At 45.7% G+C, this 14,829-nt stretch carries 5 protein-coding genes; all 5 read right to left on the minus strand.

Annotation, left to right across the window (positions count from 1 at the left end; genetic code table 11):
• Window positions 1-99: 99 nt before the first annotated feature.
• The 5 genes from ACFPIB_RS01620 to ACFPIB_RS01640 all read right to left on the minus strand — a co-directional run bounded on the left by ACFPIB_RS01620 (window position 100) and on the right by ACFPIB_RS01640 (window position 14,692).
• Window positions 100-1,089 carry a hypothetical protein gene (locus tag ACFPIB_RS01620; protein WP_378015669.1) on the minus strand — a complete coding sequence of 330 codons (990 nt, stop codon included), beginning with the start codon at window positions 1,087-1,089 and terminating at the stop codon, window positions 100-102.
• Window positions 1,090-1,108: 19 nt separating this feature from the next.
• Window positions 1,109-3,451: a M1 family metallopeptidase gene (locus ACFPIB_RS01625; protein ID WP_378015670.1), complete on the minus strand. Its 2,343-nt coding sequence runs from the start codon at window positions 3,449-3,451 to the stop codon at window positions 1,109-1,111.
• Window positions 3,452-4,000: 549 nt separating this feature from the next.
• Window positions 4,001-4,588 (minus strand): HupE/UreJ family protein, encoded by a 588-nt coding sequence (locus ACFPIB_RS01630; RefSeq protein ID WP_378015671.1) that lies wholly within the window; start codon window positions 4,586-4,588, stop codon window positions 4,001-4,003.
• A gap of 178 nt (window positions 4,589-4,766) precedes the next feature.
• On the minus strand, window positions 4,767-10,019 hold the full coding sequence (locus ACFPIB_RS01635; RefSeq protein ID WP_378015672.1) for a beta strand repeat-containing protein: 5,253 nt from the start codon (window positions 10,017-10,019) through the stop codon (window positions 4,767-4,769).
• A 692-nt stretch (window positions 10,020-10,711) separates the two neighbouring features.
• Window positions 10,712-14,692 carry a T9SS type A sorting domain-containing protein gene (locus tag ACFPIB_RS01640; RefSeq protein ID WP_378015673.1) on the minus strand — a complete coding sequence of 1,327 codons (3,981 nt, stop codon included), beginning with the start codon at window positions 14,690-14,692 and terminating at the stop codon, window positions 10,712-10,714.
• Window positions 14,693-14,829: the final 137 nt, after the last annotated feature.

The following is a 14,829-nucleotide window of genomic DNA, read 5'->3' on the forward strand; positions in this document are numbered from 1 at the left end:
CTGCACAAAATGTATTTTCCGTGCTTGTATGTTCATGGTGGTTTGCTTTAGGTCAAGTGATTATTAAAAATATGGATTTGGAAGTAATACTGTCAAATTTTAATCAATTAAAGACTTTAACTTAAAAAAAAGCTTTTCAAAATATTCTTCTCCCCCATCACTAACGACAAAGTGATTTTTGTAGAGGAAATACTGAATAGGATATGAAATCGTATTGTAGAATTCACCATTATGATCTTTTTCCACACTAAGTTTATGTCCCCAACATATTAACTTATCTTTTACTTTTTCGAATGGAATCTTTTTGAATTCATATGGAACAGCATAGGTCCAGCAATTTCCTAAATTTTTAACTACTTCAGGATAATCTTTAAAATACTTCATTTCATCAGAAGACATTTCAAGCCATTTGTTTAAAATTTCTTCTTTTACAATTTCAACTTCTTGTATTTTAAATAGTTCGTAAATATTTTCGGATTTTCTTATACTCTTTATGAAAAAACCATAATCATCGTTAAAAACTTTTTTTATGATTGTAGTTATATCAGAATAATACTTATCGACAATGAAAGAGAATAATTTTACTGGTTCTCTGTAATTATCTAAGTCTTTCCATTTTTTGAATGAATTAGGGCAATAACGTTTGAATAAACTATCATATAACTGATTGCCAACTATATGAGCTTCAATCTTTTCTCTATCAAAAATTAAGACTTCATATTTTCTCTTTAATGCCTCTAAGTTTCCAGATAAAGAGGACGATATAATAGTTGAACAAAAGCTAATAAAACCTTGGCAATTATTAAAATCAACTCTATCAGTTAAATTAGGTTCATCGATATCAGAAACTGACTTTCCTGAATTGGCATTATGTTTACAGCTAACTAACCAGTCAATATTGGTTAGTCCATTAATACCTTTTCTTGCTTCGCGAACAATTAAATCTTTCTTACCATCAGCACCCCTAAACGGTTCTTGGATTATTTTGTAACCTTGCAATTCTAAAAAGTCACGTGCAAATAATTCGAAAGAATCGGCTAAAGCACTTTCGCTATTTTTGAGAGGAATTTCTTTAAAATCTATTAACATGCTGTATTAACTTATTACCCTACTCCGCACTACTTCCCCCAGCACCACTACCACTATCTCGCTTCAACTGCTCCCGCATCGGGTTACTACCGCGTTCACTCCGGTCTTTAAACAACTCAAACCGCGAAGGCGCCAACCTGCGAGGGAAACTATTATTGTTCAGATCAATATCAGCAGTTTCTAAAAACGGATCGAGTGTGAAGGAAACCACTGGCTTTTCAGTAATAAAAACCTTGGTTACCTTTTCGTTATTCATGCGCCAGATCTCGGCCGGAATGCGTACGGTTTCTTCGATGCCGTCGTCGTATTTCATCTGTACAATAAGCGGCATGATCAACCCGCCCAGGTTCCGGAAATCGACTTCGTAAAAGTGCAGGCCTTTGTCTAAAATGGCTTTTTCGGAAGGTGAAAGTGAGTTGTAATAGGTCTGGTAGCGGGCTTTGTCCGAAGCGGTGGTTTCCAGCGGATTGTAGGCGTTGTAGAAATCTTTCAGCTCCGGCTTTTCTTCTACCAGCGTGCGCGTAATGCTTTTCAGGTTTTCCTGCTGCGATAACGTTTTGGGTTCGGCATTCTGCGCGCTCAGCTTTTTGGCGTTTTCGATCTCCGGGTTTTTGCTGTCAATGGTGTACCATTTTACGCTTTCCAAGGCAATGTCGGTGTGGTCGGTGGTGTAGAACCAGCCGCGCCAGAACCAGTCCAGGTCCACGCCCGAAGCATCTTCCATGGTCCGGAAAAAGTCGGCGGGCATGGGATGCTTGAACTTCCAGCGTCGCGAATATTCCTTGAACGCATAATCGAAAAGTTCGCGGCCCATTACCGTTTCGCGTAAAATATTCAAGGCCGTGGCCGGTTTGCCGTACGCATTATTCCCGAACTGCTGAATGCTTTCAGAATTGGTCATGATGGGTTCCAGCGTACTTTTGTCGCTCTTCATGTAGTCCACAATTTTGTACGGCTCACCGCGGCGGCTCGGGTAATCGCGCTGCCATTCCTGTTCGGTTAAATACTGCACAAACGTGTTCAAACCTTCGTCCATCCAGCTCCATTGCCGCTCGTCGGAGTTAATGATCATCGGGAAAAAGTTGTGGCCCACTTCGTGAATAATCACTGAGATCATGCCGTATTTGGTGTTTTCAGAATACGTGCCATCCGCCTCCGGACGACCGCCGTTAAAGCTCAGCATCGGGTATTCCATGCCGCCCACCGCGCCGTGTACCGAAATGCAAACCGGGTAGGGGTAAGGCACCGTAAACCGCGAATAAACCTTCAGCGTGTGCGCAATTACCTCGGTAGAATACTGCCCCCAAAGCGGATTTCCTTCCTTCGGGTAAAACGACATCGCCATAACCGGTTTGCCCTCGATGTTGACCTGCATCGCATCCCAGATAAATTTGCGGGAACTTGCCCAGGCAAAATCGCGCACGTTCTTAGCCGAAAAAGTCCAGGTTTTCTTTTTGCCGCTGCGGCTTTTTTCGTTCTTCTCCGCTTCGCTTTGGCTTACAATTAAAACCGGTTTTTTCGTGTTCTCCGCTTTTTTCAGGCGGCTTTTCATTTCCGAAGTAAGTACCTGTTCCGCGTTCTGCAATTCTCCGGTAGCGGTAACCAGATGGTCGGCCGGCACAGTTAAGCTTACCTTATAATCTCCGAAAGGCAGGGCAAATTCTCCGCGGCCCAGGAACTGCTTGTGCTGCCAGCCGTTCACATCGTCGTACACGGCCATTCTTGGAAACCACTGCGCCATCTGGTACAGATAATTGCCGTCTCTTTCGAAATATTCGTAGCCGCTGCGGCCGCCGATTTTGCGCTGGTCGTTAATGTTGTGGTGCCACTTTATAGTGAAACTGTAGCTGCCTTTCGGGTTCAGGGTTTGCGGCAGATCCACGCGCATCATGGTCTTGTTGATCGTGAATTTCAGCGCTTTATTCGTTTTCGCATCCTTTACGCTTTCAATTTTAAAGCCGCCGTCAAAACCCTGCTGTTGCATGTATTCCACCGCCGAAAAACTCATCCGGTCTTTAATTTCGCCGGTTTTCGCTAGTGCCGTAATGCTTTCCTTATCGAAAATATTCTGATCGAGCTGCACCCACAAATACGTCAGTTTATCCGGCGAGAGGTTGGTGTACGTAATCGTTTCCGAACCTTTTATAGCTTGTTTTTCATCATCGAGTTCCGCAGAAATTACGTAATCGGCTTTTTGTTGCCAATATTGGTGACCCGGCGCCCCGGAACCCGTGCGATACGTATTCGGCGTAGGCAATTCCTGCCCCAGCTGCCGGAATTTGCTCTGGTCGGTGTTGCTCTGCGCGAAAGCGGAACTGATGGAAAACGCTATGGTTAAAGCTGTAAAAAGTCGTTTCAGCATTATGAATAATTGTGCGGATTAAAAATAAGGTTATGTTCTTAGTCCCCCTTTGGAGGGGGAGGGCTACGCATTCCAGCTAAAAATCAGCAAGCGAAAAATCCTCCCCCAACCCCCTCCAAAGGGGGACTCTTCGGTATGCGGAAAGTAAAAGCGCATTCCCCAACAAGATACAATTTTTAGCGGATATTTCCGAAAACGGAAAATCCAGTAGCGCAGGGTTTAAACTCTGCGCTACTGGATTTTCATTTAAGCCTGCTGTTCAGGATTTAGAAATCCTGATCTACCGCTGATGGGGATGTATACATCAAATAATGTCGCAAGTTTAGCGAAGTGTAACTTGTGACTGAAAAGAATAGCCAGTTTTTAATTGGCGGAAGCATTGCGATTTTTATTGAGACTTTTTCAGTGCAAAACCTACCGTTTTTTGTAGGTAGTTGGCTTGTTTGCCTTTCAGGAAAGGTCAGTTGCAAACTGACCAAAATGAAAACCCACAAGTTGCGCTATACTAAACTTGCGGGATAATCTGTAGCGTAGGGTTTAAACCCTACGCTACCTAGCAAATATCCCGAATAAAATATAAACCGAAACCAGTGCCGTAATCCCGGAAACTACCATGATCCAGATCTTCCGCGGTAAAAACCGTATGGCAAACGTGTTCACAAACAATGCCAACAACACAATCAAAACCTGCCCGAGCTCGATGCCCACGTTAAACGCAAACAACTCTAAAACCGGTTTGCTTTCCCTGCCAAGTAAACTCCGAAGGTAATTCGAAAAACCCATGCCATGAATTAGTCCAAAACCGCCCGCCATGAGATTTTGTACCCAAAACCCTACCGTTCTCTGCTGTGGTTTGGCGTGCCGGTAAATATTGAAAAGGCTCGTTATTAGGATCGTAACCGGAATCAAAGTTTCGATCAGACCCTCGTTTACCGGAATAATTTGCAGCACCGACAGCGCCAAAGTAATGGAATGACCGATGGTAAAAGCCGTAGCCAGCAACACCACGTTCCGCCAGTTCCGCCACACAAAAGGCGCCGCCAAAGCCACCAGAAATGCCAGGTGATCGTAAGCCTGCAAATTGAAAATATGATGGAAACCAAGTTGCAGGTAAGCCGAAAATACGGAAGTGTTCAAGCCTTTTGTTGTAGTTGTACCGGTAAATATAAGCCTGAAGTTCGGGTTTGGAAAATGCTATGGTTTTCGGCCTTAAAAGTCTGCTGAATAAAACGGTATGCTTTAGTGATAAAAAAGTGCAAGCATAAAAAAAGCCCCGGCAATTTGCCGGGGCTTTTCCCAAAAAGCTTCAGAAAAATTACTGCACGATCAGGCGCGTAACGTTTACTTTATTGTCAGAAGTAACTTTCAGCAGGTATGTACCCGCTGCTAAACCTTTCAGGTTCATATTCGCTTCCTGCTGACCCGCTTTCACGTTTTCAGTAGCGATCAGCTGACCAGCCAGGTTGTAAACTGCCAGAGTAGCTCCTTGCGTTAAACCGTTCAGTGTTACGCTGAAAGTACCGTTGTTCGGGTTCGGATAAACCTTGATCGCATTGGCTGCCAGCGCTTCTTTTACGCCAGTAGTAATGCGGTAGTGCTGCACATTGATATTGTCGATCAGGTTGGCAGTACCGGTTCCTTTTGCGAAAGGCTCCTTCACGTTGCTTTCTAAACCGATCTGGATAGTAGGCTGGTTCAGGAATGCGGTAAGGTTGATCTTAACGTGTGACCAGGTAGCGCCGCCGGCACCATAACCACCAAAAGGAGGGTTGTAGGTATTACCGATCTGCTGACCGTTTACCGTAACGCGGAAATTGGTATTAGCACTTGCAGTTTTATACAATTGTTTCAGGTCGAAAGTCAGGATCAGGGAATCGTCAACGCTTCCGATTTTTGGCTGTAAGCACATGTAAACACCCGAGAAATTATCCATATTAGTGCTCCAAGGGTTGTTGGCACCGGTCGGAATGGTCCAGCTGGCGTGGTCTACACCATCCATGATCATACCTTTGGTAGAAGCTGCACCGAAGCTGGCAGCAGTATCTTCTTTCACATTAGCGCGTGCATTTACAACTTTACGCATAGCGTCTAAGCCATTGGCAACCGTTTCAAAATCGATGTTTACCGTTGCGTTTGGCATCAGCGAGTTCGCTATTTTCAGCGTGTCGCTGTCGTTAGATGGCGTATTGTCACCAGTCAGCATAGTGCTGGCTACAATGGTGTAAGGACCTGCAACCGACAAGTCGGCTTTCGCCGCAAATGTGTAGTTGGCAGTAGCATTGTAAGCAAGCGTACCGGTAAAGGTTTCGGTAGCCATTACTACCCCATTCAGGGAATAGGTAACCGGAATGCTGGTCTGAACGCTTGTTCCGAAGTTTTTGATCGTAACAGTAATGCTTTCCTGGCTTGAAAGACCGCAGTTTGCAGCCGGACCGGAAATAGCAACAATACCCACGTTATCTACCGGAACGCTGAATTCAAATGCACCGGCATCCGGAGTAGTAGCGCTGCGTGGCGCACCGTCAATGTCATCGGTAACGTTTGCCAGCGGCTGACCAATATTATCTACGCCCACTGCGTTCGGAATATAGTTTCCTGCGGCAGGGTTAATGAACATCGGGTTGGTAGAAACTGAGTTCTGGTCATAAGCATTGCTGTTGGCACCTGTCCAGGCAGCCATCGTCAGGAAGTCGTTTGTACCATAACGGCCGGTAATCCCAACCGGTACGTTAATCACGTTGTTGTTGCTGATAATTGTAGAAGTTGGCGTGTTGAAGTTTACACCATATTTGTTACCGGAAGCGCTGCTGGCAATATTAACGATGTTGTTTACAAATTTAATATTGGTGGCATCATTAACCTGGTAAAAACCACGCACAGTACCCGTGCTGCTTGGGTTAGAAAGATCGAAAGTATTATGGAATACGTGCATGCCATCGCTGCCTACATTGTAAATACCATAAACCACGTCTATGTTGTTGATGTTGTACATCAGGTTGTTCTTGATAATGTTCTCAGAACCTACCGGAGCGTCGCTCGACGAAACTGAAATACCATAAGCATCGGTTGTGCTGTTGGAAGTTCCGCCGTGCGAATTGTGAATGCGGTTTTTGCTGATCACAGTTTGCTGCGAATTACCGGCTACTGCAATAGCAGTAAAAGTATTCACAATGGTCAGGGTCGGACGGCTGATATCGTTGCCTTCTACCAGCGTTCCTTTGGCAGCATTCAGTCTGATACCATCGTAATAGAAATCGCGGATGTTGTTGTTGATGATCTGGTTGTTACCGGGAGCCGTTAAATCACTGTTCAGGTGAATACCTTTGTAACCACCTGAAATAGTATTGCCGGAGATCACGTTGTTGTTACCAGTGTTGCCTGCAATAGAAACCGCAGTATTGGCATTAGAGAATACAATACCTACGGCAGCATCGGCGGTAGTATTGGTTGCTGTAACGTTAATGGTATTATTGCTGAAAACGTTGTTGTCAGCGCCATTCATTAAGTGAATACCCCAGCCATAAGTAGAGTCGGTAGCCGCAATGGTAAAGTCCGAGATCGTTACGAAATCGGTACCATCTAATTTAATAACCTGACGATCATTGGCTGTTGCCTTGAAAGAAATGGTATTGCCGTTACCGTTAAAAGTAACGGTATTGGCTGCGCTAGCTCCTCCAATGGTCTGGAATTGCACTTGGCCGATATACGGGCCGGAAGCTGCCGTTACATTAAATACAACCGGACCGCTGATACCGCAATTATTCAGGCTTTCGGCTGCTGCCGTTACGCTCTGGAAATTGGTAGCTGAAACCGGGCTGTTCTGATCGATTGTATAAGTACCTGCTAATGGTGCGCACGCATACATGGTGGTAGTAAAGCAGTCGTTCGAAGTATTCGAATCAGTAGCGTTGTTTGGCGAAGCAGTGCAGAACTCCAGGTTATAAGCACCGGAAGCAAATGTAAAGTTGCCAACGGTAACCGGCGCAGAAATCTGACCGCCAGCCAGAGAACCAGTCCAGTTGAAAGGCGTTTGAGCCACACCGTCTACGCTCCAGTTAATTACCATGCTGGTTAAAATAGTGGCACCGTAATTCTTGATAGAAACCTGAATTGCCTGCTGGCTGGCTGGTGCTGCCGGGCTAACCGGCGTAACCAAAGCAACAATACCAGCATCGAAACCAACCGGCACAAATTCGTACGCGCCTGGGTCAGGAGTTGTGCTGCGCGGAGCACCGGTAATATCGTCGGTTACTTCGGTTAAAGCAGCCGCTGCGTTGTTCAGCATAGAGTTGGTAGGAGCATAATTGCCGGTAGCCGGGTTGTCGAACATCGGGTCAGCAAAAAGTGCATGCTGATCGAAAGCACCGCTGTTTGCAGTCTGCCAGTCGGCAAGGGTTGCATAAGCTACGCTGTAATAAGCCAGGGTTTTGTTGGCAAGAGCCGGATCGATGTAATAAACGTTATGATCTGCGGCTATCGAAGAAGCTGCTGTGTTTAAATAAAGAGCATGTCTGGCACCCGCGCCGCTACCACCCAGGTAGATCAGGTTGTTGTTGAATTTAATATTGGTAGCAGAAGTACTCTGGGCAAAACCACGTACTTCTTTGGTAGTATTCGCGTCTAAAACTACGGTGTTGTTGTAGAAATATGCACCATCGCTGCCAAGGTTGTAAATACCATAAATAGCTACTAAGCTTTTAATGTTGTAGATCAGGTTGTTCTTGATAATGTTTTCCGAACCAGCCGCAGCATCTGTTGAATTCAGATAGATCATGTACACATAACCTGAAGTTGTAGAAGAAATAGTATCGTGGGTATTGTGAAGGCGGTTTTTGGCGATAATATTTCCGGCCGAATTGCCTTTAAGTTCAATACCGCAGAACGTATAGTTTGCAGTGGTGCGGGTAACCCGGCTCAGATCGTTTCCTTCCACCAAAGTATTTTGAGCGGCATCCAGCAAAATACCGGTTGCATAAAAATCTTTCATGATGTTGTTTTTGATCTGGTTATTACCAGCCGCCGTTACAGCACTTGCCAGGTGAATACTTTTGTAACCACCCGTGATCGTGTTGCCGATGATAACGTTATGATTACCGTTATTACCGGTTTTTAACTCGGTGTTCGAAGATGAAAATACGATACCGGTGCCACTGGTTTCGGTAGTAGTAGTGGCAGAGCTGTTAATAATGTTGTTGCTGATCACGTTATGATCGGCGCCGTTGGAAAGCTGGATCACCCAGCCATAAGTACCGGTTGTAGTCAGTTCAAAGTTGTTGATCGTTACGTAATCGGCGCTGTCTAAACGGAAAATAGAGCGGTTAGCACTTGTTGGTTCGAACGTAACGGCATTGCCATTACCATTAAAAACAAGAGGATTGGTGGCGTTTATGCCCGTAATATTGGTAATAACTACCTGTTCGTTGTAAGGGCCTGAGCCAGCCACTACGTTTACAGTAACCGGGCCGGAAGCACCGCGGCAGGTAAGGTCCTGCACCAGGTCGTTCAGGCTCTGGTAATTTCCGGTTGGTGAAAAAGGAGCATTTTTGTTTACGGTATAAGTACCGCTCATCGGGCTCGGGTTCGTTACTACTGTTACTGCGTTAGAAGGCGAAGAAATGCTGCTGCAAATAGTCTGAGCGCGGTAAAAAGTAGTGTTCTGTTGGGTAGTTGTAAAAATAGAGCCGGTTGCATTCGGAATGTTAGTCCAGTTTGTACCGTCCGTGGAAGATTGCCACTGGTAAGTAATATCGGTACCAACATCGGCACCGTCCATGCTTAACTGAAAATTGGTGTTCGGGCAAACAAATGGCACCGAAGCCACGGCAGTTCCGGCAGTTGGAGGAGTGGTGCAAGGCGCCGTAGCAGTTACATCGATTCCGAAATCTGGCCAGGTTCTGTCAGCACTTCCGGTTGGAGAAGTTAAAGCTGTTGAAGAAGTGTTGTTGTACACGCGACGCTGCGGCATATTGCTTGGACTGGAAGACGTACGTACTGTAAACCCGGCAGTACCAACACGGCCCGTCATTTGAACCTCAATAATAAGAGGTTTTCCGGCATCATATAAGAATGGTGTAGTCAGGTCGAGCGGCACCCATTCATCGGCTGCGCTGGAACCGAACGTATGAGAAGCGCTGGCAAAAACCGTAGTCAGGTTCGTGAAAAAAGTGTTGCCTGCTGTACCCGGAAAGCTATTGGCCGTAGTCTGACCCATCTTTACCTTAAGATCCAGGTAAGTGCCTATGCCTGCATTCTGCGCCTTGTAATAAATGCGCGTAATCATGCCCGAGTGAGCATTGCCCGGAACGGTAGCAGAAGTGCTTACCAGTTCATTGGCATAATAAAAATTCTGCAAGCGTTTAGCGCCATTCGAATTAAAAGGCATGCTGTTAGTACTGGTGCTTGCATCTTTGGCAAACTGCGGAGTTTGCTGTGCATTTGCATTCGGCATAAAACCAAAGCAAAGAGCCAGCAACAGAAGGGAGAAAAAGCGGGTAGGCCTGCTACACCCTTTCAGGGCTTCGTGTTTCAGACCCTGGAAAGCTTGTTTCCTAAAGTAGTACTGATTCATTAAAGTAATTAAAAGATTAAAAAATAATTTGCGCCTAAAGTTACTCAAAATTTTGGCTTGATTTTTATATAAATTTCATAAATGCTTGAATTTCAAAATAATAAATATTTGTTTTGTTATTGTCTGGCGTTGATTTGTTGTTTTTGCTTCAGGCTTATCTTTTCATTCACTATAAAATTTAAGCCGTTCACTATATATATAAGATTTCGATATTTTCGTGTAAGCGCTGAAAACCAGCCGAAAACGGTAGGGTTTTGAATAGAAAAAGTCAGGGAAAGACGAAAGTATAAGATGCGTGATTTGTGTTGTAAATGTTCGGCTTTAAGTCTGTAAACCAGCATGGTAAAAACGCTATGTTTTTCACAGGAAAAAGTCGGTTATGAAAAATGCTATGCTTTTCACTGCAAAAAGTAAGGTTGATGCAAACACTTTCAATACATGAATTTTTAATAGCCTCTGAAGTTTCGCAGTTCTAAAAACGCTATGCTTTTGAGCACAAAAAGTCGAAAACGGTATGCTTTTTACTGCAAAAAGTAAGGCTCCAGTTATTTCCTTGCATCAAATAGATTTCCATCAACCTCTGAAATTTCGCAGACCAAAAAAACGGTATGGTTTTGAGCTGAAAAAGTAGAGGCATAAAAAAAGCCCTCCGTATTTACGGAGGGCTTTTCTATTTCAATTCAGCAGCAAGCTTATTCTACGATGAGCTTGTTGATCTGCACGCCTTTTTCAGAAACTACTTTCAGCAGGTAAGTACCGGCCGCCAGGTTCTTCACCTGTAGTTTGGTTACTTCCTGTCCTGATTTCACGTTTTCCTTCACGATCAGCTGACCAGTCAGGCTGTAAAGCTCTAAAGCAGCATCGTGTTTGTAACCAACCAGCTTCACGTTGAATTTACCGTTGCTTGGGTTCGGATAAACGCTCACGCTCATGCCTGCCATGGCACCTTTAATACCGGTGTTGGTAATATTCACTGCAGCCGAAGGCAGGGAAGCACAGGTAGTCGAATTATCCGTTACTACAACTGTATAGTTACCATTGGCAGTAGTCTGGTAAGTCTGGGCAGTTGCACCAGTAATAGCTGTACCATTCAGATACCACTGGTTACCCGTAGCCGCAGATGAAGTCAGCTCCTGACCAGAATCTCCGGAAGGAGTGATGGTTGGCGTTGCCGGAATAGCATTCAGGGTAACAGTAGTAGCCGTAGAAGCAGCGCTTGTACAGCCGTTATTGGAAGCAGTTACGGTAAAAGTACCGGCAGCATTGGCAGAATAAGTAGCAGCAGTAGCGCCTGTAATGGCCGTACCGTTATTAAACCACTGATACGTTACCCCGGTTGAAGTTGAGCTTGCCGTTAAAGCAACCGATTGGCCCTGGCAGATCGTAGTAGAACCGCCGGCAGTAATGGTTGGTACAGCAGGTAGGGTATTCATGTTAACAGTAGTAACTGCAGAAGCAGGACTTGAGCAACCATTGGCGCTAGCCACAGCAGTAAAAGTACCGCCAGCAGTTGCCGTGTAAGTAGCGTTGGTTGCACCTGTAATTGCCACACCGTTATTATACCACTGGTAAGTAGTGCCGGTAGTAGTAGATGAAGCCGTTAAAACTACGCTGCCGCCATTGCAGAAAGAAGTTGGGCCGCTTGCTGAAATGGTTGGAGTGGCTGGTGCCGGATTTACTACTACTGCAACCGGAACCCGTGGACCCGGGCAGCCCGCTGTATAACGAAGTACGCCATTCCATGCCCGGTTTGCGTTTACACTGGTAAATGAACCGCATAAACCGGCTCCTACTATAATAGAAAGATCAGCATTTGTATAGGTTGCCGGTGCAGTAATGGATGTGTAATTTACATCGGCCTCTATATAAATAGCATAGTTCTGGCCACCTATAAGCGTAAGCGGGTTTATAGAAACCAGTGTAGCGGTATTTGGGCCGGCTGAAGTAACACTTAAAGACTGGTGTAATGTCCAGGCCGAAGCCGTGGTTTCAGAACCCAGGTAAGATCCGGTTTTATAATAAACAGTTACCGTGGTAGAAGTCCCCGCAGCAATGTTCAGGTTCTGATCGAAACCGGTGATGGAAATATTGCTGATCGGGTTTACGTTGAACATATTGCCACCACTACAACCATTTCCTCCTGTTAATGGATGCGCATTCAGCGATGTCAGACCACTGCCTCCAGACACACTTGCCTCGGCATAATAAGTTGTGTTCGCTGTTACAGTTGGGGAATAGGTATTTCCGGTTGCCAGCGCAGCACCGCCGGTAGCAGAGCTGTACCAGGTTATGGTGGCCCCTGCAGATGGAGTAGCAGTTAAAGTTGCAGTTGTTCCACTACAAACCGTAGCACCTGCCGAAGCTGTTACCAGCGGATTATTAACCGTTACTGTTACTATATTCGAAGTATCGGAATTAGCGCCGCAGCTTACAATAGCCCGGTAGTAGGAAGTTTGGGATAGAGTAGGGGTTGTGAATGAAGAACCGCTTGCACTGGTTATATTGGTAAATGTACCCGTTGCAGAAGTGCCCTGTTGCCATTGAACATCGCCTCCGTTTTGGCCAGTCAGGCTTAGCGTTGTGGCGCCACTCACGCAGATGCTAGCCGGTGCGGCGCTTGCTGTGCCGGCAGTTGGTGCTACTACTGTTATGCTTGTTGCAGGCATGGCATCGTTGGCAGCAGTTCCATCGCCGGCAATAGTTGTAGTGGCATTGAACGTATAAACACCCGGCGCCGACATATTCAGTGTACCTACCGGAACTGTTAACGTAGCGCCAATTGCTAATGGGTTTCCGCCATTCAGCGTATTGTTCAGCAATTGGAAAGGAATAGTCTGTGTAACTGCACCGGTAACGTTTACGGTTATGGTGGCAGGAGTAGTTAAAAAATCAAGCGGGGCAGAACCGAAGTTCTTGATCGTAACGCTTACGCCCTGCACATTGCCGTAGCATCCGGTAGAAGTAACCGGGTTGGCCAGTGCAGTTGCTCCCAAATCAACCGGCGGAATGCTTATAATAGAAACATTGTCGATAAAGATATCGTTGTCGGCGGCGTCATCAACAGAACCTTCGGTAGCGTAAAATGCTACAATAATATCCTGTCCGGCGTAAGCACCAAGGCTTATTGATTCAACCTGGCCGGTATTGCTGATGGTTGAAGCTGAATTATAGGTCCGGATGGCTGTCCAGGTTCCGCCGCAATCAGTAGAAACCATCACTTTTACTTCGTCATCTGAGCCCAGGCTTGCCGCACTGGTTCCAGCCCAGGTAGTAAGCGCCAGATCATATTTCAGAAACGTAGTAGCAGCAGCTGTAATTTTTGGACCGATCATCCAGGCTTTGGTTACATTACTGTATAAATTAACCTTTGCCGATATGCCGTTAGCGTTTGTTGTGTTCGCATAATCGTCGCTGGTCCAATCGGAAGTAGTACCTGTTGGAATAACATCGTTGGCTTCAGACCAACCCGGAAACAGCGTGCTCAGGTTGGAACCGGTAAAGCCTGTAAAGTTTACATTTTGCGGTATGGCAACCGGCGCTACGATGGTACGCGTAGCCGTAACGGGCGCAATGGCATTGTTCGCCGCAAAACCATCGCCGGTAATGGAAGAAGATGCACTGAAAACATAAGAACCCGCCGTACTCATATTATAGTTGGTAGAAACTACTACGTTTTGAGAAGCACCCGGAGCCAGTATACCAGTGCTTACAGTTACCGGCGTAAAAGTGGCTGGGTTAGTGCCGGTAGCGCTTGCGGTAACGGTTAACGGATTAGTGCTGAAATCAATTGGTGCAGTACCGGCATTCCGTACCGCTATGCTTACAGTTTGGTTAGGGTTAGGGCAGCCTACCACCGTTGGCGAAGCTAAACCATCGGTTGCAATATCTACGCTAACCGGTTTGGTAAAAGTATAGATCTGGCCGGTAGCCGGTTTGGTGCTTATGTTGGTAGTAGCAAAAGTTGAACTGGCCGTTGGAGTAGCAGAAGCATTATTCAGGGTAAGGAAATTGCCCGGGCCATTAGCTGTTCCAACTAAACCAATGGTAGCACTGGCACTGTTAGCGGGCGTAGTTTCCTGCCGGTAGTGAAATTCAATTTTACCGGTGGCTTCGTATAGTTTTGCCTGAAAAGTTATTACGCCTGCCGGAGCAAAATAATCCCAGGCCCAGTTCTTCCATTCAAAAGTAAATACTCTGGAACCGGCAGCACCAGTAGTTTCATATGCAGCCTCGGCGCCATCTACCACATAACCGGCATGGTCGTCCCAGAGCGGTGCAATTAAAGGGCGTGTACCAGATGGCGAACCGGAAGGGTCGTTCGTATAGGCAGGAATAGTGGAAGGATTAAAAGAAAGAATGCCATTGTCAGTAGCGTAAACGCTGGTATAATTCGTGCCGGCATAATTAAAGGTAAACCCTATAGGAATGGCTGTCGAAACAACTTCATCGTCTACCAGATCAGGTACCTGAGTTGCCGTAGCGCCCAATGGCGTAAATGTGCCACTGGATGCCGCAAAGTTGTAAGCCGAAACAGCCTGGGCTTGTGCGTTAAAAGCATATAAACTGCTACCGAAAAGCAGAGCCGTTCCCAGCGCCGCACGATTCCTGAGTGTTCTCCACCGTCGTGCCAGGGTGGTCCAGTTTAAACCGGATTGAGGTAAATTTTTGTGCATAATGTTAATAGTTTAGATAGTTATGGCAATTCAATACTTGATCAAAAAAAACGCACTGATAATATGCATCCAATAAAAACCGTTAAACCGATCTTATCAGAGCCTGAAAGGCAGGGGAAAAGAAAAATGCAATTTTC

It is taken from the genome of Adhaeribacter terreus, from assembly GCF_042657365.1.
GTDB lineage: Bacteria > Bacteroidota > Bacteroidia > Cytophagales > Hymenobacteraceae > Adhaeribacter_A > Adhaeribacter_A terreus.